Annotated in this window: 24 protein-coding genes; 15 read left to right on the plus strand and 9 right to left on the minus strand. The window is 40.4% G+C overall.

Going from position 1 to position 25528, the window contains the following annotated elements; all coding sequences use genetic code 11:
- Position 1 precedes the first annotated feature (1 nt).
- From BW961_RS23940 to BW961_RS23990, 11 genes are all read left to right on the plus strand, one after another.
- Complete coding sequence (locus BW961_RS23940; protein ID WP_068588364.1) at positions 2-445, plus strand: GNAT family N-acetyltransferase; 444 nt, start codon at positions 2-4, stop codon at positions 443-445.
- A 46-nt stretch (positions 446-491) separates the two neighbouring features.
- Positions 492-1208: a DUF1361 domain-containing protein gene (locus BW961_RS23945; RefSeq protein WP_068588366.1), complete on the plus strand. Its 717-nt coding sequence runs from the start codon at positions 492-494 to the stop codon at positions 1206-1208.
- 39 nt (positions 1209-1247) lie between these two features.
- Positions 1248-1865: a class I SAM-dependent methyltransferase gene (locus tag BW961_RS23950; protein WP_068588369.1), complete on the plus strand. Its 618-nt coding sequence runs from the start codon at positions 1248-1250 to the stop codon at positions 1863-1865.
- 123 nt (positions 1866-1988) lie between these two features.
- Positions 1989-3365 (plus strand): radical SAM/SPASM domain-containing protein, encoded by a 1377-nt coding sequence (locus tag BW961_RS23955; protein WP_068588373.1) that lies wholly within the window; start codon positions 1989-1991, stop codon positions 3363-3365.
- Between the two features lie 195 nt (positions 3366-3560).
- Entirely contained in the window at positions 3561-4142 is a 582-nt protein-coding gene (locus BW961_RS23960; protein WP_068588375.1) for an RNA polymerase sigma factor, read from the plus strand.
- Entirely contained in the window at positions 4114-5316 is a 1203-nt protein-coding gene (locus BW961_RS23965; protein ID WP_068588377.1) for a DUF4179 domain-containing protein, read from the plus strand. Before BW961_RS23960 ends, BW961_RS23965 begins: the two co-directional genes overlap by 29 nt.
- Before the next feature lie 244 nt (positions 5317-5560).
- The gene (locus BW961_RS23970; RefSeq protein WP_068588380.1) at positions 5561-6073 is read left to right on the plus strand and encodes a hypothetical protein; all 513 of its coding nucleotides are present in this window, start codon (positions 5561-5563) and stop codon (positions 6071-6073) included.
- Positions 6074-6238: 165 nt separating this feature from the next.
- Positions 6239-7657 (plus strand): glycosyltransferase, encoded by a 1419-nt coding sequence (locus BW961_RS23975; RefSeq protein ID WP_068588384.1) that lies wholly within the window; start codon positions 6239-6241, stop codon positions 7655-7657.
- Positions 7658-7688: 31 nt separating this feature from the next.
- The gene (locus BW961_RS23980; protein ID WP_068588387.1) at positions 7689-8924 is read left to right on the plus strand and encodes a hypothetical protein; all 1236 of its coding nucleotides are present in this window, start codon (positions 7689-7691) and stop codon (positions 8922-8924) included.
- Complete coding sequence (locus BW961_RS23985) at positions 8914-9648, plus strand: glycosyltransferase (protein WP_068588388.1); 735 nt, start codon at positions 8914-8916, stop codon at positions 9646-9648. Before BW961_RS23980 ends, BW961_RS23985 begins: the two co-directional genes overlap by 11 nt.
- Complete coding sequence (locus BW961_RS23990) at positions 9645-10793, plus strand: glycosyltransferase family 4 protein (RefSeq protein WP_068588391.1); 1149 nt, start codon at positions 9645-9647, stop codon at positions 10791-10793. Before BW961_RS23985 ends, BW961_RS23990 begins: the two co-directional genes overlap by 4 nt.
- On the opposite strand, the gene BW961_RS23995 is transcribed toward BW961_RS23990, so the two are convergent.
- The 5 genes from BW961_RS23995 to BW961_RS24020 form a co-directional block, all read right to left on the minus strand.
- Positions 10749-12716, minus strand: a complete 1968-nt coding sequence (locus tag BW961_RS23995) for a glycosyltransferase (protein ID WP_068588394.1) — start codon at positions 12714-12716, stop codon at positions 10749-10751. The two genes, BW961_RS23990 and BW961_RS23995, sit on opposite strands and share 45 nt — an antisense overlap.
- Positions 12717-12732: 16 nt before the next feature.
- Positions 12733-14394 carry a tetratricopeptide repeat-containing glycosyltransferase family 2 protein gene (locus BW961_RS24000; protein ID WP_068588397.1) on the minus strand — a complete coding sequence of 554 codons (1662 nt, stop codon included), beginning with the start codon at positions 14392-14394 and terminating at the stop codon, positions 12733-12735.
- Positions 14387-16417, minus strand: a complete 2031-nt coding sequence (locus BW961_RS24005) for a tetratricopeptide repeat-containing glycosyltransferase family 2 protein (protein WP_068588401.1) — start codon at positions 16415-16417, stop codon at positions 14387-14389. Before BW961_RS24005 ends, BW961_RS24000 begins: the two co-directional genes overlap by 8 nt.
- 165 nt (positions 16418-16582) lie before the next feature.
- Positions 16583-18001 carry a DUF6385 domain-containing protein gene (locus tag BW961_RS31330; protein WP_244556045.1) on the minus strand — a complete coding sequence of 473 codons (1419 nt, stop codon included), beginning with the start codon at positions 17999-18001 and terminating at the stop codon, positions 16583-16585.
- A gap of 14 nt (positions 18002-18015) precedes the next feature.
- Positions 18016-18696 carry a DUF6385 domain-containing protein gene (locus BW961_RS24020; RefSeq protein WP_068592438.1) on the minus strand — a complete coding sequence of 227 codons (681 nt, stop codon included), beginning with the start codon at positions 18694-18696 and terminating at the stop codon, positions 18016-18018.
- Positions 18697-19093: 397 nt separating this feature from the next.
- On the opposite strand from BW961_RS24020, the gene BW961_RS24025 reads away from it, so the two are divergent.
- Genes BW961_RS24025 through BW961_RS31635 form a run of 3 tightly spaced genes read left to right on the plus strand, consistent with a single transcriptional unit; the run spans position 19094 to position 20363 of the window.
- On the plus strand, positions 19094-19633 hold the full coding sequence (locus BW961_RS24025) for a hypothetical protein (RefSeq protein WP_082867721.1): 540 nt from the start codon (positions 19094-19096) through the stop codon (positions 19631-19633).
- 23 nt (positions 19634-19656) lie between these two features.
- On the plus strand, positions 19657-20238 hold the full coding sequence (locus tag BW961_RS24030; RefSeq protein ID WP_068592437.1) for a hypothetical protein: 582 nt from the start codon (positions 19657-19659) through the stop codon (positions 20236-20238).
- The gene (locus tag BW961_RS31635; protein WP_280175222.1) at positions 20238-20363 is read left to right on the plus strand and encodes a hypothetical protein; all 126 of its coding nucleotides are present in this window, start codon (positions 20238-20240) and stop codon (positions 20361-20363) included. Before BW961_RS24030 ends, BW961_RS31635 begins: the two co-directional genes overlap by 1 nt.
- On the opposite strand, the gene BW961_RS24035 is transcribed toward BW961_RS31635, so the two are convergent.
- From BW961_RS24035 to BW961_RS24050, 4 genes are read right to left on the minus strand one after another with little or no spacing between them, the layout of a single operon-like run.
- Entirely contained in the window at positions 20364-21095 is a 732-nt protein-coding gene (locus BW961_RS24035; protein WP_068592435.1) for a class I SAM-dependent methyltransferase, read from the minus strand. It lies immediately after the preceding gene.
- A gap of 1 nt (position 21096) precedes the next feature.
- Positions 21097-21951, minus strand: a complete 855-nt coding sequence (locus BW961_RS24040) for a glycosyltransferase family protein (RefSeq protein ID WP_068592433.1) — start codon at positions 21949-21951, stop codon at positions 21097-21099.
- A 34-nt stretch (positions 21952-21985) separates the two neighbouring features.
- Complete coding sequence (locus BW961_RS24045; protein ID WP_068592430.1) at positions 21986-23563, minus strand: glycosyltransferase family 2 protein; 1578 nt, start codon at positions 23561-23563, stop codon at positions 21986-21988.
- Positions 23560-24663 carry a tetratricopeptide repeat-containing glycosyltransferase family 2 protein gene (locus tag BW961_RS24050; RefSeq protein ID WP_068592428.1) on the minus strand — a complete coding sequence of 368 codons (1104 nt, stop codon included), beginning with the start codon at positions 24661-24663 and terminating at the stop codon, positions 23560-23562. The genes BW961_RS24045 and BW961_RS24050 overlap by 4 nt, the downstream gene beginning before the upstream one ends.
- Before the next feature lie 188 nt (positions 24664-24851).
- Between BW961_RS24050 and BW961_RS30935 the strand changes: the two genes are divergently transcribed.
- Positions 24852-25528, plus strand: a 677-nt coding sequence (locus BW961_RS30935; protein ID WP_139331735.1) for a collagen-like repeat preface domain-containing protein, incomplete at its 3' end; no start/stop codon positions are given.

Here is a 25528-nt window from a genome sequence, read left to right on the forward strand (position 1 = left end):
AATGACCATAACCGAAGTAACGACGTATCCGATGGATTTATTATTACTTGCTGATCCAGAGGAACAAGCCATACAAGCTTATATCACAAGAAGTAAATGTTATGTAAAGGAACTTGATGGGAAGATTGTAGGAACCTATGTCATACTTCCAACCCGGCCTCACACGATAGAGATTATGAATATTGCTGTGGAAGAGTCTTTACAAGGCAAGGGAATCGGCCAACAATTAATTCAACATGCGATTCATACTTCAAAGGAATTAGGTTATACAAGTATCGAGATTGGCACAGGCAATTCTAGTATTCCACAGTTGTATCTGTACCAGAAATGTGGGTTTAGAATCGTAGGCATCGATAAGGATTATTTCATACAGCATTATGATGAGCCGATATTCGAGAATGGACTACAGTGTAGAGATATGGTGAGATTGCGACAATTTATATGACTACGACGTTGTGAGTTGAAATTGGCTTGATCGAGGAGGTGGCAACTTGAGAAGGTTAAAACAACGAAATGTACAGCCTAATATCGCTATTCTAGTTCTACTATTGATTGCAACGATAGGATGTCTATCATTAGCGGTGTATCTAAGAGAATATACGAATAGGCAACTATATTTATATTTGAACTGGGATGTGTTCCTTGCTTGGGTACCTGTTGGGTTAACCCTGTTGATGAACATTGTATATGTATATATGAATAAGAATCGTACGTTTAGATGGATATCATTACTTTTGATAGGATTGGCATGGCTATTCTTCTATCCCAATTCAGCGTACTTAATTACCGATATGTTGCACCCGTTCGTACATTATAAACCTGAAGCAGGGGAACGTTTTACACAGGATCTTGAATTTTGGTACCATCTAATCCTATTCTTCTCAGCAGCCTTAATAGGATTATTACTAAGTATTGTTTCCTTATTTTCAGTTCATGGGCTAGTGCGTAGAACATTTGGTGAGATCACTGGATGGATATTCGCTCTTATAATTCTAATGCTCAGTAGTCTGGGGATATATATTGGGAGATTTGTTCGATGGAATAGCTGGGATGTGCTGTTGAAACCATCTAAGATCTTTCAAGATACATTACTTCTGCTAACAGATCCTGAACAACTACAGCATGTCTTGCCATTTACGGGAATGATATTTGCGGTTACTTTGATCAGTTACTGCGTTGTATATTGCTTTTCTTATATGAAGAGATGATTAAGACATTATCGAAAATGATATATATGGAGGAATAAGATGTTAACAAGCGAAGGATTTGATACTTGGGCTGGGGATTATGAAGAATCCATATTAAATAGTACAGGATACCCATTCGATGGTTACTATGATCTTCTGGCTTATGTGCAGAATATCGTCGAGATTAATCCAGATACTTATGTTTTGGATATCGGAATTGGTACTGGAGCGCTAACTTATGAAATTTACAAAAAAGGGGTGCAAATACACGGGCTAGATTTTTCACCTAAAATGATTGAGTTAGCAAAGGCAAAGATGCCGAATGGGGAGTTTTTCTTAGTTGATTTTCAACATGGACTTCCGAGTGAAGTGGGTTGTCATAAGTATGATTATATCGTGTCGTCTTATGCCATTCATCATATTGAAGACCCATTGAAGATTAACTTCATCGTTCAAATGAAAGGTAACTTGAAGGATTCCGGTGTCATTGTTATAGCCGATGTCTCCTTTAGAACTCAGGAAGATCATGATCAATGCAAGATTGTATCTGGAGACCATTGGGATCATGATGAATATTACATGGTTGCGGATAGCATTGTTCCTCAACTAGAAGCACAGGGACTAGAGGTCGAATATATTCAGAAGTCATCATGTGGCGGAATTCTTATCATTAAATAATGAACTTGCCTAAAAGGGTATGAGGAAACTCATACTCTCTTTTTATTTTCCTATTAGTTCTCCAATTGATATAAATGCTTCAGTAGGAGCATATATTATTCTAAAAATAGGAGGCTGATAGCAATGAAAGATCATGCATTAACTTCAGTACTACCAGATATGAATGAGCTGCTTATGAAAGAACAAATTTCTGAATCACAAAGAGTTGTGATCTATACTCATCTAACATCGCCTGAGAAAAGTTCGGAAGTGTTAATGAAAGAGTTAAATGTATCTCTTGAAGAAGTGAAACACGCCTATAAGTTAATTAAGGAAGACACAGCAATTGTAGACTATATCCATTCTTTGTATTATCATAAACGGCTATTCTATCAGAGCGCGAATACAATCATTAAGGGCTGGTTAACTAACCCAGACAACTTTAGCAAGTTGATCTCGGGCCAACCGATTGTACCTGACGTTCTAGAAGTTCATTCTACGAAAGGCACTTGTAATTATTCTTGTACCATGTGTTTGTGGTCTGATAAGAATGAATTAACGTATACATCCAAAGGCTTGGATATTCAAGGACTGATGACATTTGACGAATGGAAACAATTATTTGACGAGGCTAACATACTAGGGGTAAAGACGATCGTGTTCTCTGGGGGCGGAGAGTTTTTTCAGAATCGTGATGCGGGTGATCTGATTGATTACGTATCTAGTCTAGGAATGACAATCCATATCTATTCTAACGGATTTAATTTAGAGAAATTAAATCATAATATCTGGGAAAGTTTGAAGAAAGCGGAACAGTTTAGATTCAGCATACATTCACCTAGACCCACTACGTATAACCAAATCACCGGTATGCCAGAGAAAGTACAAGCCTTAGAGAACGTTAGCAATAATGTAGCGAAGCTTAGAAATGCTAGAGAAGAAGGGTCCTTGCTCAGAATAGGAATTGGCTTTGTTATTCAACCTATGAATTATAGTGAAATATTAGAAATGTGTGATTTTTCAAGAGATCTAGGCGTTGATTTTCTATGCATTCGAAAAGACGAAGTAGACGTTACAGAGGGATTTTCGCAGATAGAATTTGAAATTATTCGTAATCAACTTATACAAATACGAGAACGAAATAATAACGGTTTCTATGGCAATACAACAATAGATATTTCGGATGAACTTGTGGCATGGATGGATGGTCTTATGCCAAACAAATCAAGAGTGAGTCAATGTTATGTGAAATATACAAGACCCACCGTTAGTCCGTATGGCATATTTGCTCCTTGTGATTTAAAAGCTGAACCTCGGTTTGCTTCGAGTAATTACAATTTGGGAAATCTCAAAGAGCAATCACTTTCTGAAGTTGCTGATTCTCTCTCTGAGTATTTTATTCCGGATAAATGCAATCAATGTATGCCGAGTTCGCGCACGGTTAATGCAATTTACGATAAATTAATGAATGATTGTAAATTAGGAATCTCGTTAGATGAGCAACCCTTTCTGATATCATAATGAGTATATACGTGATGTGTTGATTCATATGAACCACATGTAGAGCCTACTGCCAGAGCTAGGCTCTTTTTGCTTATTCTTTTTTTGGTATTATAGCTTTTTATTTGTTAAGTTAACTAAGTGGAAAATAAAAACATCTCATCTGTCACAAAGCCCTATTATTTTCAGTTATATAGGCAGAAAGGAGGGGATTAAATGAATGAATCACGTTGTTCAGATGAGGACTTCGATATAGAAATAAGATATTTGGTGGATAAGGTACAAACAGGGGACAAGCAGGCGTATGCCCTCATTATTCAAAGGTTCCAAAGACGGATACTTGTGTACTGCTATTATCTCCTTAAGAGTCAAGAAGAGGCAGAAGATGCTGCTCAGGATATATTTATAAAAGGGTTGGAGCATATCCATCGTTACTCCCATACGGTCTCTTTGTCAGCATGGCTATATAAAATTGCTCACAATCATTGTGTAGATCTCATTAAGAAAAGAAATAAGAATCATCAATCTTTAATGGCGTATAAAGCTAACAGAGAGCAGGAGAAGGATCACGGATATACGGATATGATTCATGACTTATTAGAACATCTACATGTGGAAGAACGACAAATACTCTTGTTGCGATCCCTTGAAGAATACAGTTTTGAGGAGATCGCAGCCATTATGGATCTCAAACCAGCAACGGTTCGGAAACAATATGAACGACTTCGTAAAAAACTAATAAAGCAAATGAATAAGGGAGGGAAAGTATATGAACAACCGTTCAGAATTGGAGGATAAAGAGTTCAATCACTTGAAGAAGTTAATCAGGGAAACGCATTTACGAGTTGATTTGGTTGAGAAGACGATGAAGCGGGTCGAAAGCAGCAACTTGAAAGACACAAGTGTTGATACGGTTGAACGGACAATGAAGCTAGTTGAGAATACCAGCATGAAAGACTCCTTATACAATCGCTCTCATCGGAGAAATGTACTGCGTAGAATAATGATAACTTTGGCAACAGCAGCTGCGGTAATTACTCTGGTTATAGGTAGTACAAAGTTTACTTCTCCAACAACGACTGCTTCCATACAACAGGGTCCAGTAATGGGTACAATTTTAAAGTATTCAAGTGACTATGGCTTGAAAAATGCGGATGAGAAAGGTCTTGTTACAACACTTAATAGAAGTGTTACTCATGAGGGTTTTACATTGAAGGTGCCCGTTGTCGTATACGATGGTATTCGTGTATCCGTTGGTATAGAACGTCAGACTTCAGAGAAAAAGTTGTTAGAGGATACGGTAACAGAAAATTTAATCGTTTGGGACCTATTGATTAACGGGAAGTCTACCCAATCTTTTGCCCCGTATGGCAAATCCATTGATTCAATTATGAATCCGGGTGAAAATGATAATACATCCTTTTTACACATTTCAGATTTACGTAATCAAGGAGGAAAGGCTTTCCCTGATCAATTTGAATTAACATTAACGATGACAGTGTCAGGAATTTCGGAACCGTTTAAGTTTAATATCCCGGTGAATAAAATACCTGAGGATAACGTGGATATGACTCCTTCTATGACACGGAAATATGAAAGTATTAGCATGACACTTGAGAAGGTTGAAATCACACCGATTACAACGAGTATAACCACACTTATTAAGTTTCCAGAAACGATGAGACAACGATCTTCGCAACCGGATTTAGGCTATGCTATTTATGATGATAAAGGTAATGAGCTGAAGCAAATTAGTGGTACCGGATCGTATCCAACGGGCCGTGGTAATGTTATATCAAGTGATTACGGTTATGAACCATTTGCAACGATGCCTAAATCGATTACGATTAAGACATTCAAATATATTCATGATAAAAGAGACAAAAGCAAATTTGAGTTTGAGGCAAATGGTGAAATAAAAAGGTTTTATTTCCCTGCATTAGACATCACGTTACCTATCGTGAAAAAATAGAGTAATCTTCACAAACCCTCCACTGTATGGAGGGTTATATGTGATGAATCATTCGCCGAATAAAAGTACAAAATTTAAATTTTGTTGTAACTTTATTGCAACGTTTTGCCAGTAAGAATCGTCTATAGTTATGAAAGAGTCATTCAAGGGAATAAGAAGTGATTGAATCACTTTTCCAAAGGGTAATTGTATATTATAGAAGTTGAATGTTGCGTAATGATTACGTAATAAAAGGAGAATTTCCATGAGAAAAAAATCAGCTTTAATCATGACGATTATGATGGTTGTACTTTTAACTTTTATCACATCCGCAAGTGCAGTGGGGTATGAGCCAGTACAAGTTAACAATGAAACAGTCACGGCTTATATTTCAAAGCTTGAACATAAAGATGGACAGCTATTCATTCAGGCAGATGATATTCAGTGGTATGAAGGTGAAGCTGCTAACAAGATATTCTTAGAACGTGAACAAGATATTGGGGACTTAGAGGGTCCACCAGATGGATATTACATCGTCAATGACAACGAAGACTTAACAACATACAAAGTGTCTGACAATGTGGAAGTATTGATGCAAATTTATGATCGTGATGGTACCTACGAAGGTATGGACGTCAACTGGAATGAACCTATTTCACTAGATAAATTCCAAAAAGTGTTCGCGAACACAGAAATGATGGATCTCAGTCAGTTCCCTTATCATTTGACGATACAAGATGGTGTGGTTGTACGAATTGTTCAACAATTTATTCCATAAAATAGTTCTATTTAAGGCAAAGGACTGAACCTGATGATAATCATCGGTTCAGTCCTTTGTTGTGTTCACCTCATAAAGGACAAACAAGAGGATAATTATGGGATATGAATCCAGAGCGATCATACAATACATATAGAATAGTATGACGATGGGGCGTGACGGATCATGTCTAACAGGGATAACATCGAAAAAAATACGGAGCATCTTGCGAAGAGATTCACGCATTTGGATCACATAGGGCTCATTGGTTTGCCAAGTATTGATAAAGTAACGATCATCTTGGAAATGACTGATCCAGTATGGGCGGTTCATAGTATACAGCTGCTACTGCTTCATTCAGAACATCCAATTCGAATTATCGCACTCCCGGGTAGCTTAGAGTTCCCCTCGATACAGCAATATTTTGCAAAAGAGGAGCCCATTGAGTTCTGGCCTTACGAGGCAGGAATAGATCGAGTTAATCAAGCATTTGTAACGATTGAGACGCCATTTGTTGTGCTTATGGAAGATAGAATCATGGTAACACCAAGGTGGTTGTCTAGTCTTATCTGGCCATGTATGGATGAAGAACGTGTCATGATCGTGTCCCCCATGTCATCTACGGAACAATTCGATGGAAAGCTTGACTTATGGTTTCAATCTCATGCTGACCTCGTAAGTTATGCTGAGGAGCACCACCCAAGAAATCAAGGGTTGTGGCGCCAAGTTACGATGCTCACTGGATCCTGTCTATTGTTTCGTAGAGAGTTGCTTGATGATGTAGGGGGTTTCGACCCACTTCTTCGCTCACGTGAATTGAAAGTTGCAGACTGGTGTCTGAGAGCCCGGCTGCTTACAGCACAGTTAGCGTTGTGTGAAGATGTGTATGTGCAAGCCCTTCATTCTTTGAAACCGAGACGTGGAGAGAAGATTCTCTCCGATGAATGGCATCTATTTTGTTCGAAATGGGGAATAGAGAGGGATTCATATCCATTAACGAGCATATCTGAACTGGATATTTCTCAGTGTTTAATTCAACCGTTCATATCGATCCACCATGAACCAGTGTTTATAACTGTGCTAGTTGTAGTCAGTGAGGGATTGGATACCACATTAGAACCCGGATATCCAATACAGATTGAACAGTCGTACAGTCGAATCCAATGGATTGGCATTCTAATAGGAGAGCATGAGGAACACCCTTGTGATGAACAAGGAATCTGGGGTAGGTTGGACGCCTTGATTAAGGTACGTGAAGTAGAACAATGGCATGAGGCATTAGAAGCGGCATTCATGTTAGTCAAAGGAGAAGTTATCACTTTTATGTTCGATACCAGAACTTACGAATCGGACTATGTAACCTGGGTGGTGGACTTCATGTATCGTGAATCCGCTGATGTTGTTGTCAATACAGGACATGATATTCCGAACTTAGAAGCCCAGGTTCACATTCCCAAGGAGCCATTACCCGTTCCTCTTTCACTAACTGCACATCGCCGTATACAAGAAGTGGGATCTTACGTGAGGTCACTTGAAGAGTATTATTTCATCCCTCGCGCTTCACTTCGAGCGGTGTATTGGACAAAAGGAACGGAGGATGAATAGATAGGGATTTCCGAAGAATGGGGGGTTCGGCATGAAATATATGATATTTTGTCATAATGGTTGGGGTGATTTCTCTTACAAAAGAATGCTGAAACTATTACCTGACCGTGATGAGGTTCTCGTTGTTGGTGAAGTGATGGAGAAGGATGAACAAGATTATGATGTCTGTTCAATATCTTTAACCAACATGTTGTCACTAGATCTAACGGAGTATACGACTATCGTGTGTTCTCCTTATTGGTTGAAGACGGTCAACTCGCTTCATCCCCGCTACATGATTGCGCTTCTAGAAAGGTGCCCTGATGACCAAGATGCAGAGATGTGGAATAAATATAGTGAACTACTGGCAGCCCAGGCAGATATCGTAGGTACGGCCTCGGAGCGGATATATTTGGAGCAGTGTCTTAGAAGAGAGGGGATATTCCTGTTAAGTGGTGAAAGCCTACTCACTTATGGCATGGTAAATCATCGGCACGATACGTTATTTCTCAACGATTATGAGATGATCTGGTTCGAAGCTTTGTCGAGTATGAATAAGGGAGAACGGTTTGAACAATGGACTTCTGTGCAATGGGAAATACGTTGCAAGTATTACGTTGATTTGGTTGCAACGTATCCCTTCCATGCCACGATTAGTTATCTGGCTGCAACCTATCTGTATTTGTTAGGAAGAAGTTCAGATGCGGGTATGTATTTAGTCAATTCATTTGAACAGATGGTTCTTCATGATTATTTAGACTGTTTAGAATCCCATTATCGATTTCTCTCCAGCATGGCGGCTCAAGTGGGTGATCTGGAGAAAGCAATCCGAATATATGCTGTTTCAGTATATTCTGAAGAGGACCAAATGAAGGTGATTGAGATGAGGAACTGGCTAGAACATGGAAAAGACGATTTAGTAAAAGCTGAGATATTTAGACTGAATGAAGACTATGCATCCGCGATTCGGACGCTAAAGCCATTAAATACTTCTGAATCGAAATCGTTATTAAGGGACAATTATGTGCAGACCTATCGTTATGAGGATGTTCTGAGATTGAAAGAGGAAGGGTCTTTAAGCCATGAGAAGGACAGTGAAATAAGTTTGGTCGATAGCCTGTTGATACGAGGGACGATCCATATGCTTCATAACAGACCTTATGAAGCCGTAACGGCTATCCTTACAGCAACGACAGTAGAGCTGAGTGCCTTGCGATGGCTATCTGAAATGTCTTCGTATGAAGAGTCTGCAGAGCGAATGTTGAGGAGTATAGCCTATGAATCATAAGCCTATTCGTAAGACGTCGGGTAATCGACTAACGGCCATGTTGCAAGTTCGTAACGAGGCGAATCGTTATCTTGAATCTGTGTTACACGATTTGAGCGAGTTCGTAGATGAAATTGTCATTATTGACGATGCCAGTACCGACGGAACGTTTGAATTATGTCAATCTTTTGCCAAGGTAACAAGACTTATAAAGCTGGAAAAGTCTGAATTCATCCATGAGTGGCAATTAAGACAAAGATTGTGGGAATTAGCCATTTCTACAGATCCTGATTGGCTCTTAGCTGTTGATGCAGATGAATTCTACGAAGATCTTGCCAAGGTACACATGAGGGATCTAATTAATCAGGATCAGTATGATTGGGTAGGGTTTCGTATCTATGATTTCTGGGGAGGGTTGACCCATTATCGAGAGGATGAACTTTGGATGATTCATCAGCGGCATACACGTTTACTCGTGCGATATTTACCTGATTTCTATTATTTCTATCCGCGAATGGATCATCATGTTCCGCGACTGCCGCTTTCTTATGCTGTATTACCTGGATTTCAAGCGGAACTTAGGGTGAAGCATTATGGATGGGCGGTGTCTAAAGAAGAACGATATGAGAAATATTTACGCTATATGTCAAGCGACCCCAATGGAGAATGGGGAAGTCTAGAACAGTACCAATCGATTCTCGATGAGTATCCAACATTGATCGAATGGAAAGAGGATCCCTTATGAAAGTGATCAGTATACTCACATCTCATTTGTTTAATTTGAATAGTGATGGCCCGTATGTGATCCCAGGAGGCGGATTGGAGCGTTACATATGGGAATTATGCGAGACGATCCAAGAGATAGGAATGAAGGTAACGGTTCATCAACTGACACCCTTAGGCTCTTTTCACAAGCAAATAAGAAATATAGAGATCATAGGACATCAAGTAAAGGAAGAAGAGAGAGTTAATAAGATAATGCAGATGTCAGATACGATCGATGGACTTATTGTTTATGCGGGGATAGAGAAGTTAGGCCCTGCATTTCCATATCAAATCGGAAGTATTGGGATTAGCTATGGTATGTCATTTGCTCAAGGAAGTGTAGTTGACTGTTCATTAGAAGAGGAACTTAAGCACACTACTTATGATCGTTTACAGCAAATCGTAGTAGTGAGTACTCTCGCACTCGGTGGGATTCGTTGCTATCAGCATTCGAATGAGCGGACTCAAGGTATCGTTATTCGTCAGAGCGTGGATATATTGAAATTCAAACCAGTTCTGCATTGGTCTGAGCTAAGAAACGCTTTACGTATTGTATTTCCAAGGGCACTGGATCAAGGTCGTGAGGTCGTTAACACGCTTCTCTTGATTGATCGAATTCTACAAGCGTATCCTGAAGTAATCGTTGAATTTGCGAATGACTCGGAAGAAGAGAATGCATACACCCATGCGTTTAGACTCTGGCTGAAGGATCATCCATATAAAGAACGTATTGTTAATGAAAAATACACGTTTCGTAAAATGGTTGAAGCTTATCGGAAGGCTAATATCGTTGTGATTCCTTCTTTTGTTAAGGAAGGGAGTGCCTATTCCTGTCTTGAAGCGATGAGTTGTGGTATTCCAGTAATTGCTGGTAATCGCGGTGGGATTAACGATTTTATCGTGGATGGATATAACGGTGTATTAGTTGATCCGTTCGAAGATCCTTTGTTTAATGGAATATCTAGATTGTTAGATCATGCTGATGTACGACGATATTTGGGATCTAATGCGCGGAGAACGGCTAGTGCCTTTGATAAGAACGTGTGGAAGCGGCAATGGATGAAGTTATTCCAAAGTATGTCAGATGTTGATATAGGATCGAAAGAGCAGAGGCCAGCAGATTGAACTTTTCGGAGTATGTGACGTATGAAGTGAATAGACACGAAGTAGTTGATAGTAGGCGAGAGCTACAAGTGGAATCGGTTCACCGGAGTGACATAATCGTTCTTCCATTTGCTCATTCAGTTCAGGTAATTCCCCACAGGCTTGTGCAATAGAAGCATAGTATAACCATTCGGATATATCATAGGATATTATTGTTTCTTCATGGGATTGATCGTCGGAAAAATGGTGTTCTTGTTGCTGCAAGAAGATATGACACCATTGTTGTTGAACAGCGTGTGGCGATTGTAGTAAACCTGCCAGCGTGGATTGAGGGAGCGCAGACCAACGAATATCAGCACTTGAATGCCGGAATAAGGTTAGTAATGTGTTCCAAGAACCTGTCTGGATAAATAATTGTAAAGCATATTCAAGCATCTGTGGGTTGGGTGGATTGAGGGAAGTGTCAGGATGATCTTCTAATCGTTGCTGTATGGTGTTCATATCAGGTTTGACATGTATTAATTCATTCATCCATCGAATAGCGGATTGAGACACCTCCGATTCGTGCGTTACTGCCCATTGATAGGAGAGAATCATTGGATGATTAGGAAAAGTGTGAAGTAATACTTCTAGCCTCTGGGCACTTTCATGACGATCACCTGTCTGTTGAAACAGCATGGCATCAACAATGGTTGCGGGTTCACTTGGAAGGTATGATCTCAGCTGAGATAACCAAGGCAAAGACCTGCTGTTAAGTGCGGAGGGGGTAAGGAACATTAGAATATCAGAGGTTAGTGATGTATGGTATCTCTCGGTGATGAGTAATAGACGAGGGATTTGGTTAGATAACAGACATAGAGGGACGATGCTTCTCCAAGTAGGCATATAATCAGAGCGAAATTCCAGAGAATGTTCATAGTGTCTTAATGCTTCTTCAAATAAAAGCATCTGTTCACATATCGTCCCAGCGACCCAATGAGTTCGATAGGTACCGCTCCCAGAAGTTGAACTATACTTGATGGACACGTCTCCGGCATTTAGTGCCTTTTGAAGATATTCATATGCTGGAGAGAAGCGACCTTGTTCGGCTAAAAGGATGGCATAAGTTTCAAGTAAATCTGTGAAATCAGGGAACAGAATGCTACCTTCTAGTAGGATCGCTTCTGATTGCTTAAGCTTGCGACACATGTATAAAGCATAAGCAGATTTTAAATATAAGTCAGATGTAAACCCAGATGTGGCAGGGATTTGGTGTAAAAGTGGGATCAAGATTGTGGAGGCGGATTCATAATCTGCCAATTGATAATACTCTGTGCCGAGTGCATATAGGAGTGGTAGATGACCCGGCCGCTGTTGTAAGCTATGTTGAATGATATTTAAATTACGGGTACCTTTTTCTTTACGAACAAGCTCATGCTGTAAATAGCCATAATGTTTAATACGTAACGATGAGAATGCAATATTAGCATCAGGTATTTCCCATATGCTCGGAGCTACACTTTCGTGAATGCGATCACAGAAAGTGATACGTTTATCATTTCTAAATAATCGGCATACCGCATCGGTAACATAGCTGTGATCTATTGTCTCACCTACATAATTTTTCAAAGATAAAAAGTACCCCTGGTTATCAGGGTTGTTAAGCAAATTACGTAACTCTTCTAATTGCCAGTTATCCACTTCTTCATCAGCATCCAACACCAGAATCCATGAACAGGATGCTTGCTTCAGTACGGTATTTCTTGCTTTCGCAAAATCATCTTCCCAAGGAATCTGAATGACTTGTGCTCCGAACCTATTAGCAATGCTGACACTTTTATCATGGGAGCCTGTGTCAGCAATAATAATTTCAGAGACGAGATGCTGAATAGAAGATAAACATCGCTCTAAATGAAGTTCTTCATCTTTCATAATCATACATAGGGAAATATCTAATTTTGGCATGTGATGAGGTCCCCTTTTACTTGATTCGTGGTAAGGGTAGCATGAGTCGCACGCGGTGGATGGCCGAATAGTGGGGCGAGCTTGGTTCATTTCGGCTAAGTATAGCGTCTGTAAGAGCGATCCAAGTACGACCGAGATGATAAGCTTCATTCATTAATGACTCCGTAGGTTGCTTAGGTTCGAGAACTTCATCTTGGATCTGTTCCGTAGAATGTAATATATCAGTACTGTTACGTGATTCATTCTGATAGCGATGTTCCCATTGTCGAAGAAGATTAAATGCTTTATTCTCCTGTCCGAATTGATATGCGTAGGGAATGGCTAAGGTAAGGGTTTCCTGAGGAATGTCCGAAATAAACGGGTGGTCAGAAGAAATTAGACTTCTCCATGACGCCTCAGATTCATCTGTCTTGAACGTATCCAATTGTGAGATTAATGACTGAGCTGCTTGATAGGAACCATCTAAGGCTAACCATTTGATGACCTCGTTCCTTATCTCAGTGTCTTGAATGTGAAGTGGGAAATGATTAGCTAATAATTCTGGGATATCTTGCTCTCGATCTACACATTTCATCATTCGCAATATTCGATTCGAAGTCTGTACCCAGTCTGGTTGAAATAAAGCACTTTTCGTATACCATGTTATGGCTTCCGAATCATGACCCACTTCTTCGGCTATTTGACCTAGCATATTGCATGAAAGGTAGGTCCCAAGCCCAGTTTCTGTGTGGTAGTGCGTGGGAGCGGGGCCTAATACAATTGCTTTCATTAGCGTTGATCTAGCCTCATAGAGCATTCGATTCGCAAAAAATATAGCTCCTTTGAGATGAAATATGTCGGTGTATTCAGGATAAATACCTATCGCTTGATTGCAACAATTCAGTGCTTCATCGATTTGACCTAATGCATATCTGCATCGAATTTCATACTTGTGCAGTAAATGACCATAACTCGTATCTGGCACGATAAGTGCCATCGACTTGTGAATATGATCCAATGCCTTCTGATGTTCACCCAATCGCATATATTCAACGGCCATATTGAAATGTTGAAAAGGGTCGTTCGGAGATCGACGAAGCTCTTTCGTAAGCAATGTCACATTACGTTGTATTTTATCTTTCTCGCTGACTGTATGATCTGCGTATCCATAGTGGTGAATCATGACTGTTGAGAGGTGAAGGGCAGCATTCGGACGAAATTCAGTAATGGAAGCCGCAATTTGTTCATGAATAATGCCTCGAAAAAGATGCTCAGGTCGATTGCGAAACATTCTTAGAATGGGATTAACGGTTGCTGTAGGTGATGATTTTTCTTTTCCTGTATGGTTATGAATTCGTAAGAAAAACCCCTCATATTCCAAATGTATAGCACATAGCTTTAACTCTTCCTTGCTACTATGATCCAGTTCTTCATCCGCATCCAAGATAAGAATCCATGTTCCTTGTGCCTGGGTAATTCCTACATTACGTGCAGCTGCAAAGTCTGAAGTCCAGGGAAATGAGATGACGTTTGCTCCATAATGCTGTGCAATTTGAATGGTAGAATCCGTAGATCCGGTATCTACGACGATGATCTCGTCAACAACCTCTTGAACACTTTCCAGACAGGTGGCTAAATGCTCAGCTTCATTCTTTACAATCATACATAGGGATATTAGAGGATGATGGGTATCAATCATGGCTGACCTCTTTTGTCGTTCTATTGAGATTTATTGTGGTATGCCATCCTGTACGATTCAATATAAGAATAGCCGATCGGATAGAGTGAAGATCTTCTTGTAGAGGACTGTTGTGTTGGTTATCAGTTAACTCGAGTGCTTCTGTAATATATGACTCTGCGAGATGAAGGTAACAGATGGATATCGCGGTTATTATTTTCTCATTTCTAGGATGAGTCTGAAGAAGTTGTTCGAACCATGCAGCACCTTGCGAATAATGGCCCTTATCAATCAGAATTTCGCCTAAGTAAATGCGAGCTTCATCATCAAGTAGATCTTGTTGTAATAAAGATAGTAGTATATCCGCCGCAGTCATCGTATCTCCCTGCGCATACAACGTTGAAGCATAGGTAAGTTTCGCCTCTGGGAAATGTTCGATAAGATGCTGGGCTATTTCTAGTTGGTGTAATAATACGGAATGGCGAACAAGAGAGATAACAAGTTCTAATATGTCTGTTGGGTAATGATGTTTGGTCGTATCTGAAGGTACTTGTAAGATTTGATCCACAAACTCATATCTTTTACACATATCTAGGGGCATATTTACGTAGAAGTTATCTTGAAGATCGCCCGGATCTTGTTGCCATTGACAAATAGCCCACATCTGACTTGCCACTGTAAGATCATCATACGAAAGATGAGGCATTTGCTGATTGAAAAGATGGGATGCCTCTTCTAAGCGGGAAGTTGTTATGAGTGAGGTGCAAACATCTAATAGGATTCTTGGGTTAGAGATATATGATTGTTGTGAGTAATTTACAATAGACTGATGTGCTTGTATTTCTTTCAGTGCCTCTATAATTAGATGGTGATCTTCTGTTGTCTGGGGATTCACAAGCTGTTGTAGTAAAGTGTGAATGTCCTTATCGGGCACGTCTAGTTGATGAAAACTTGAAGTAATACCTTTCAGTGAGGGAATATATAATGGATTGAATTGAAGAGATAGATGGAAATGGCGGGCAGCGTCTTCCATTCTGCCTAATTGTTGCGCGATCATTCCCATGTGACAATGCGGAAGGAAATGTGCCACGCCCATTTCGGTGATGTAGCGCGGGTTCAGTGTACCTATTGTGCAAGAAGTAGCATTCTGATAAGCATCGTTTGCTCTTTCAAGTAAACCCTGACGTTCGAGAGATTGACCAAGTAAGAAGTGGAGGTCGGGATAATTAGAGTAACGATTCAATTCATGAATCAACAGAATATCCAAAGGTTGTGTTAGGTTCAGTTCTAGATAAATTTTACATAGATCACGGATCAAGTTTGCACGGTAAGACTGATTAAGGGGAGCAAGTAATAAGCTTTGTTCGAGATAATGTTGTGACTGTTCTAATTGACCTGCCTGACAATGGGTTATACCCATATTATAAAGAAGAAAGGGATCATCGGGCATTTCCTTTAAAGCCTGTTGGAGTAAAGTGTGATTACGTGCTACTTTGTTCTTATTGTATAAGTATTTGGGTAAATAACCCAAGTGTATGATTTGAATATCTGAGTTAGATATGGAAGAGAGTCCATGTTTCTCAATAATAGATGCTTCGATTTGCTCGTGAATGATCCCTCGGAACTCATAATTCTCGTTATTTCGAAATAGTCTAAGTGCTTGATGTGTAACTCGATTCTCAGGCTGTTTACTAACCAAATTATCAACAATAACCGTGATGGCTTGAATATGAGAATCGATGGAAGTCAACTGTTCTTCTACGATATGAAGTGGGGTTAAAAGGCGTTCGTCTGCATCCAACATCAGAATCCATTCCGTATGCGCATGGCGCAACGCTTCGTTACGGGGCTTGGAGAAATCATTCTCCCAATCCATGGTTATGACATGGGCTCCATAAGACTGAGCGATAAGAACGGACGAGTCCTTCGAACCGGTATCGATTACGATGATCTCATCTGCATGCTGCACACTTTCTAGACATTGTGGTAATAATTCGGCTTCATCTTTTGTAATGATATGAACGCCAATAGAATGTTCATTCATGGGTGTTGTTCCTCCTCACGCTCTAACCGGTCATATTAGGAGCAATTTCTGCGAGAAATATGAGTCTTTATTGAAAAGAGATATAACGTTTAGGATGCACGAATAAGAGTACATGGAAGACCATGTACTCTAAAGACTCATAATATATTATGAAATTATTCCTAATTAGGTTCCCTGTGCGTTGAAAATAACGTTGATGGTTGAAGCAGTTGCTGGATTCGCTGAAACGTATGCGACGCGAGTATATTTCAAGAATCGAGAAGGGACAAGTACATCGATGGCACCTGCTGCTAGTGGATTATCACCATTAGTATCAACGTAATAATTGGTTCCGTCTGCACTGATTTGAAGTTGTGTATTGACAGGGTTGGCACCGGTGTTCTGTATAAAGAATGAATATGTTCCAAGTACGCTTGTGGTGATCGCTGGTAAAGCGGTTAGAACATTACTCGTTGCAACACCTAGCGTAGACTGTTCAATAAAGCTTCGTTGCGAAATAGAAGTGACACTACTTAACGTACCGGCCGTGATGGTAGCTCCAAGTACGCTGGTAATGGTCCCGTTCAAGATGTTGGTTACGGTACCGGCGGAAGATAAAGTACCGGCAGTAATAGTAGCACCGAGTACGCTGGTAATGGTTCCGTTCAAGATGTTGGTTACGGTACCGGCGGAAGATAAAGTACCGGCAGTAATAGTAGCACCGAGTACGCTGGTAATGGTTCCGTTCAAGATGTTGGTTACGGTACCGGCGGAAGATAAAGTACCGGCAGTAATAGTAGCACCGAGTACGCTGGTAATGGTCCCGTTCAAGATGTTGGTTACGGTACCGGCGGAAGACAGAGTACCAGCAGTAATAGTAGCACCGAGTACGCTCGTAATGGTCCCGTTCAAGATGTTGGTTACGGTACCGGCGGAAGACAGAGTACCGGCAGTAATAGTAGCACCGAGTACGCTCGTAATAGTCCCGTTCAAGATGTTAGTTACAGTACCGGCGGAAGACAGAGTACCTGCTGTAATGGTAGCTCCAAGAACACTGGTAATGGTCCCGTTCAAGATATTAGTTAAGGTACCGGCGGAAGATAGAGTACCTGCAGTAATGGTGGCACCGAGTACACTGTCAATGGTCCCGTTTAAGATGTTAGTTACAGTACCGGCGGAAGACAGAGTACCTGCAGTAATGGTAGCTCCAAGTACACTATCGATGGTTCCGTTCAAGATGTTGGTTACGGTACCGGCGGAAGATAAAGTACCGGCAGTAATAGTAGCACCGAGTACGCTCGTAATGGTCCCGTTCAAGATGTTAGTTACAGTACCGGCGGAAGATAAAGTACCTGCAGTAATGGTGGCACCGAGTACACTGTCAATGGTCCCGTTCAAGATGTTAGTTACAGTACCGGCGGAAGACAAAGTACCTGCAGTAATGGTAGCGCCAAGTACACTAGTAATGGTCCCGTTTAAGATATTGGTTGAAATATTACCGCTAGAATCTGTTGCTATTGCTCTATCAACAGATGTTGAATCTCGACCAAAAATAAGGGTTCGTAGATTATCTGGATCTGATTGAAAAGCGCTAAAGTTTGGCAAGACATCTCTTCCTTTCATTCTGGATTGTTGTATTCGCTTCCTGTAGTTTGGGATTGGAAATATACATCGACAATGCTTGCACTTGTTGGTGTTTCTGTATTTATGGATACCCGTGTCCATTTAAGAAATCGGTTGGGAACGAATACACGCATGGATTGAGGGGGGACAGTTTCTTGCATGTCTTTGGCATAATCAAGGGCATTGGGACTAATCTCTACTCTTACGATTATGGGTTCATCTCCACGGTTTGCAACGGCATAAGAGGTCATAGATTTAGTTCTAGAGTCCTGTGCAGGAAGTGATGTAGTAGCGTGTGAAACATTGACATTCAAGAATTCTTCTTCCATAAAAATGGTGCTGGTACTCGAGCTAGATATGACTTCAAGTCGTCCCATGGCATCGGTTCGTATAGGTAATAGTTCTTGGCCATCTGACCCGAATATTTCTACCTTATCTCTTACTGGGTTTAAGTTTCTTATATCTAAATCCTTTGCAACGACCCGGACAGGTCGAACAATACGTACAGGTTTTATAATTTTGTAGTAATTAATTTGTTTGACGAAACATGTTTTTTTAATGGAAAGGCATGTCTTTTTTCTCTTTTTGAGTTTGCATTTCTTAGGTTTACATGGTTTGAGCTTACGTGGTTTGACTTTTCTTGTTTTAATTTGGATTTGCTTATCACAGATGTTCATTCACCTCCTAAAAGTAAATCCATTTTATTGTGATTTTGTTGTTTTTACGCAGGTCGCTGCAATCGGAATATACGCATAAATAAAAGGCCCTTGCCATCGGCGGGGCCAACATTCATATATACATTGGTTACAGATTCTCTGCGGCCACACGCAGGCAAGATGTATCATGTTGAGTTCGTATGAGTTTGTTGCTGATAACAATATATGAGGAGAGCTTATTCATGATTGGACACGTAATATAATTGGTCATTTATACTATATTCCAACCTCAAGAAGGCTGAAGAGGCTATTTAAATACGCATTCTCCTATATAACCTGTACGATAAATTTGCATATAGTGTAGGAGAATGCAATATACAATTTAATTACTATAGTAAATGTAAAGAGAGGGGCAGAGATGATGGCGAACTATTCTGTATTTAATCAGATAGAGAATCCTTTATATACACAGCAGGTAAATACTTATATCGCGCCGGGAATAGATTCTACTCCGGAAGGAGCTGCTTCCAAAGCTGGAGTATTGTTTGGTGTGAATTTTGCATCTACAGTAACTACAACAGCGCCGTTAGTTCTTCAAGTAACCAACCCATTAGGCAGTGGTAAGAATATGTATATTTCTCGTGTTGCAGGTAGTGCAGCAGCAGCGGCTGTCATCTTAACAATTATAAAGAATGGAACAGTAAGTGGAACAGTAGTGACGAAGGTGAATTTAAATTTTGGTAGTGCGACGGTAAGTGTGATGACAGCACAGAGTGCTACGACAGCCATTACAGGAACTCCTGTTACGGTTGCATCCATGTTATTGTCTGCGGGTCCATTTCTTATTAATTATACTGGCAGTATCATAGTACCCCCGAATAATTCATTAACGGTTTCCGCGACTATTTCATCAGGAACTTCTGCGTCAACAGCAAGCATTAATTGGTGGGAATACTAATTCAATAAGAAGGGATAACGAATATGCCGAACTATTATGTATTTGATACAAACACCAGTCCTGTAAATGTTCAAATGACGAATACGTATCAGAACCCAGGTATTATCGCACCTCCCGAGAACAATGCTAGTAATTCTGGAAGACTTTTTTCAATATTTGGCTCTACTTCGTCATTGGTGGTTCTTGGTCTTACCTCCGCGACCATCTCAATTCTATTATCTAATCCAAGTGGGAGTGGTAGGACCGTCTATTTATCTCAGATCAATGGGAGTATTGGTGGTTCATCATTACTATCTTCATTAACGGGAAATATGAGTATTGTAAAAGGGGGAACATTAACAACTCCAACGACCTTAACGCCTGCTAATAATAATCTTGGCAACACCACAACCAGTACGTCGACAACGCAATCTTCTACAGCGGTCATAACGGGCGGTACAACCGTGGCTTCTTTCCAACTAGCTCCAGGTCCATTCGCACAACATTTTAGAGGAAGCATAATAATTCCACCGGGTAATGCTATTTCCGCAACGGTTTCTTCCTCAAGTTCTGCGATTGGATTGACGATGACGTCTGTTTTGAATTTTTATTGGTGGGAAGTTTAATGATCATATATTCAGAATTTGAAAAGAAAAATAGTGTGCAGCAATGGGTAGCAGTAACCCTACAGCAGCACACTATATTTGGCTTGTTATGGATCATGGATACGAATCTATTAGTAAGGATGTAGTTAGCCTTCCTTTTTACCGACACTGACAAGCAGGTACCCAGGAAAGAAGCTTTGTTCCTCATCTGAAAGCTCCTGATACCATTGAATAATGGCTTGTTTGATGATGTCAGATTGGGGAATAAAGTCAAGGAAATCTAAGCTGTTCACAAAGCCAATGTCCGTTTCCTCAAGTAGAGGAATACCACTACTTTCAAATTCTTGAGCTAGGGTGGTTACTGGATCTTCTACACCATACATCCAGACACCTTGTTTCTCGGCAAAAGCTTTACCCACACGATAAGGTAGACACTTTGAATAGGGCGTTAAGATAAGAATGATGCCACCTGGTTTCGTGATCCTCGCCATTTCATTTAAGATGTCTACTTTCTCATCAAAAGTAAAATGCTCTAATACTCCAGCGTTCCATGTGAGGTCATATTTATGGTCAGGTGCTTGGATATTGCGTATATCTGACAAAATAAACGTTCCTTGGCAACTTTCTTGTCCGAATGCCTCGCGACTATTCTCCAGTGCTTTCTCCGAATAATCTACTAGTGTTACCTGAGCCCCCTCTGAGGCGAGTCGTAATGAAATCTTGCCGGTGCCAGATCCGGCTTCTAGAATATTTAAATTCTGAATTGGATTAACCCATCTGTGGATGGTATCGTAAATGACTTGACTGAGTGGATCCCAGCGATAAGAAACCTTATGTGACCATAATTTATCCCATACTTCTTTTTGTTTATCGACCATATTACTCCTCCTCAAGAATATATCTATGGATCAACTGCTCAAAATCAGCGGAATTTGAATGGATTTCGGATAATTGCTTCAATCCGTATGCTCCATACTGTTGAAACAGCCCTTTCTCGTTTATGGCGAAATCTATATGTCTGTCAGGAAGAGACATACGCTGGGCCAGGGTGGCATGATATACCCATGATTTTAAGTAGCACTTAGGACGCCAGTTGTTCTTAGTTCCCATGTAGTAGACGTAACCAATGAGTAGACTGTCATCCTCATAACCTTGTTTACCACTTAAAAACTGTGTGTCATACCCACCGACAGATTGTAGAGCATTCGCTCGGTGTATCACGGGGTGTACAAATCCCAAATGAACTTCATCTACGCTTAAACTCTCCAAGTGTGTAATTAATTCGCGATAGGTCGAAGGAATGGTCGTATATTGTCCGAGGGGCTGTAACTCCCCAGTGATTGTAATAATTCCGGGAGAAATCATAGGCTCATCAGAGTTCTCTAAATAGTCTATTAGAGGTGTATGCCAGTTCGGAGTAAATACCATATCGACATGAATTTCAGATACATAAGATGTATCGCAATAATGCTCCCAAATATACTCGAAGCAACGCTGTCGTGCACGAGCAATCCCGACATTCTCCCCCTCACCAAGTATGACGGCAGTAAGTTTGAAGGTGGTACACATCTGTTTCAATTGGTCATTGCTCAGTCCGCCTTGATTGTAGATGATGACTAATGCATCCTCAGATAAAGCTAAGCTCTCAAAGCATGCAGAAGCCATCATCATATCCTCTATAATGTTTAAAGGTTCACTACGTATAAGCAAAGGCATCGTATGAATGATTCTCATTAGACCCTCCTTTCCAGACGAGTAGAATTCATTCTTATTCTATCCAAGGGATTAAATTTGGTTGTTCATCTAGAATGGAGGCGTATTGCTCCTTCCAACCGAATTCGCCATTAGGATCTAGCGCAAGATATCTTAAATATTTCTCAAGACGGTATTCAGGTCGTGACCATCCAAGATGCTTCAATCGCAGGTCGGATAAAGAGTGTGGTAATGCGAAGATATTCTCTGGAAGTCTGCCGCAATGCTGAGCAGTTTCTTTCCACTGGAATACAAAGTCTTTTTTATATCGAACGAGAAAGGGGCGGTAATTGAAATGAGCCTTCCAATATTGATCTTCTCTGTAATGATCTTGGTTCCATAAATCGAAGAGACGAAAGCAGAATAGATCTACATCGGCATCTCGAAGCAATGAACGGATTTCGGTTGCAAATCTGGGTTCGAACATTTCGTCCGCATCCAGATTAAGAATCCAATCGGGGTTACTTTTGATAACTTCTTCCCACTGTTGCTTACGGAGATCGATTTCATTCGAGAACTTAGAGACATCGTTTCGAATCATGCGTACAGGAATACCTTCAAGAACTTCATAACATAGGTCGATTGTTCCATCACTACTGCCATCATCAATAATAACCGCTTCATCAATGTATTTACGGTGTTCCTCTAGTACTTGTCTAAGAAAGCGGGTACTCTCATTCTTCACAACCATCGTTAGTGTTAATTTCGGGTGTTCATGAATTACCTCTATATGGGGAGGATTGTGAATGACAGTGACAGAATCTGGCTCTTCAATTAGAATGATTCCAGATTCTTTCTTGAAAGATGATACTTTATCAAGATCTGAATCTCGATATAGATGGAGTGCAGGATAATGTGTGTCTACATATAGTGGGATACCTAATGCTACGGCACGAATACAGAAGTGGCGATCTTCCCCCCAAAAGGAGATGTTATGAATGGGATTGAAATTGACGCCTGCTTGTATCGCTTGCTGACTAATTAAAGTACAGGCTCCTAAGCCGCCCACTTCATATAATCCTGGTTCTTTCAGTTTCGTTATAAATTGTGCGAATCGGATAGCGATCTCTTGATCAGGTAGTCGTTCACCAAGTTGTTGTTCCCATTGATCATATTCGTTGCGCATCCATACTTGAGGTTGGAACATGGCATTAGGCTGCCACTGTGTCCAGAATATTTCAGAAATAATATCTTTATTCGTCGCAACTAAATGCTCAATGGTATCCGGATGGAGAATGAGGTCGGAATCGATGAGAAATAAGAAATCATAATTCAATTTGGCGGCGTGCTGAATTATTGTGTTCTTGAAGTTGGCTACTTTCCAAATTAGATTGGTGTTCCAAAGGTGTGTCGTATCATCTCGAATATAGTCGTCAGAAATTCCAGAGGATTGAAGGGTTACGTGTTCGGATTGTTGGGAGAATTGTTGAAGAATAAGGGATGAATCCTGATCTATATTATCGTCGATGAAATAATAGTTCAGTTCAATACGATGCTGCTTCAAATGAAGAAGAGAGGAGAGGAATTCTTGTAAAATGGCAGGTTTTTGGTGAATAGGACTACCGACTAATACACGTATTTTGGGTTGATTCATAGTGATTCACCAGGTGGAGCTTCTTCTGTTTTGCAAAGAATGGCTTCTAAATACGTTTTATTCTGAAGTATGCTAGGATCGTCACTACGGTATTTCCGAGCTTCTTCATTATGTTCATAGGCGAGTTGATAATTACCGATTCGATCGTAGCAAACACACAGCTGTAAATGAGGAAGCCAAGTCGAACAAGAAAGGTTTTGGAAACCTAAATTATTGCTAGCCGGTTCAAGCTTAGTTGCCGTGTCATACCAATAAATAGCATTGTTTATTTGGCCTTTGTGTAAGAAATGATAACCTATTCTGCAACAGAATTCAGCGCGAGGCGAATCATACTGGAATGATCTTAAGGCGGATTCTAATTCCTTTTGCTTATTATTTAGACCATTGTAGCAATCCGACAATTTCCCACATGCTGAAATATTATCCTCAATCCATCCTTCTTTCGTATCCAGAAATTTCTCATAGAACGTAATTGCCCGTTCGTACATACGATGGTCTAATAACTCGTTGGCGAAATAATAAAGATCGCGTGGAGAGAATTGTTCGCCCTTAGATAAACGTTGCTCATAAATATTAAGGTTTCTATCGCTGTCATGATGAATGCTACTATGCGTTACTGCAACATCACTATTGAAGATGTTCCCACTTACTTCGAGGTATTCGTGTACTGCGCCAATCCAGCGGAAATGGTTACTCCGTTTAACAAGTCGATTGCGTCTGTTGCTAGATGTGACATTTCCAAAAGAGTCGAAACCTAAAAGATATTTCATGGTAACGGAGTCTACAGAAGGGTCCAGAGTTTCCTTTAATACTTTAAATCGAATGGCATCTTCCTCTTTCACGACATCATCTGCATCTAACCACAGAATATAGTCCTTTGTGGCTTGAGCGAACGCATAATTACGTGCTGCTGCAAAATCTTGAATCCATTTGAAATCATATAGCTTTTCCGTATATTTTCTTGCAACCGTCTTGGTGAGATCTGTCGAACCCGTGTCCACAATGATGATTTCGTCTACTAAATTAGATACAGAAGATAAGCAACGATCAAGGGTTTTTTCTTCATTTTTCACAATTAAGCAGAGACTTATCGTTATCATAAAATCCCTCCGAATATAAACATATATAGACTGTATGTTTTTTTGAATAATTATATTACCGACAAAATATTTAGCTTGTTTGCACACACCAAATAATTCTCCTCGGAATATGTTGATACTATTGAAGATTTGGCATGACTCAATCTTCTAGGTGATTTTAAAAAAAACATAGGAGGAGATACAGACATATGAAAGAATGTGAACCATGTCATGATGATGCAGAAGCTAAAGATTTGTTACACATCATAATTAAGCTCGGTGAGGTGGTACCTCCTGCGCTTACGAATCCAACGCCATTCAATATTGCTAACCTACAAAGAGTGTTGCAACGACTTAGAAAGTTCTTGAAAAAAACAAAATGTGAAGAACCAGATCCAACAGAACTTCTATCAATATTGGAAATGACTATTGTGTCCACGGAGGTAACTCCATTCTCAGTTATAAGTGTTGGAACAAACCTACAACAGTTACTGGCACAATTGTTAGCTTTTGTTCTTCAATTGTGTGTAGACCGAGCTTGTAAGGATGAGCTAGTTGAACAAATCAGACTCATTCAGATATCTATTTCTTTAGCTCTTGGGTTATTTACTAGAGGAGCCACAGGGGCGACAGGACCTACGGGAGCCACAGGAGCCACAGGAGCCACAGGAGCCACAGGAGCCACAGGAGCGACAGGAGCGACAGGTGCTACAGGTGCAACGGGGGCCACAGGAGTCACAGGACCTACGGGAGTTGGAATTACAGGAGCGACTGGCGCAACTGGAGCAACGGGCGTAGCAGGAGTAACAGGTCCCACAGGTCCAGGAGTTGGCGCAACTGGAGCAACGGGAGTAACAGGTCCAACAGGACCAGGAGTTGGTGAAAC

The organism is Paenibacillus macquariensis (assembly GCF_900156375.1).
Taxonomy (GTDB): domain Bacteria; phylum Bacillota; class Bacilli; order Paenibacillales; family Paenibacillaceae; genus Paenibacillus_AQ; species Paenibacillus_AQ macquariensis.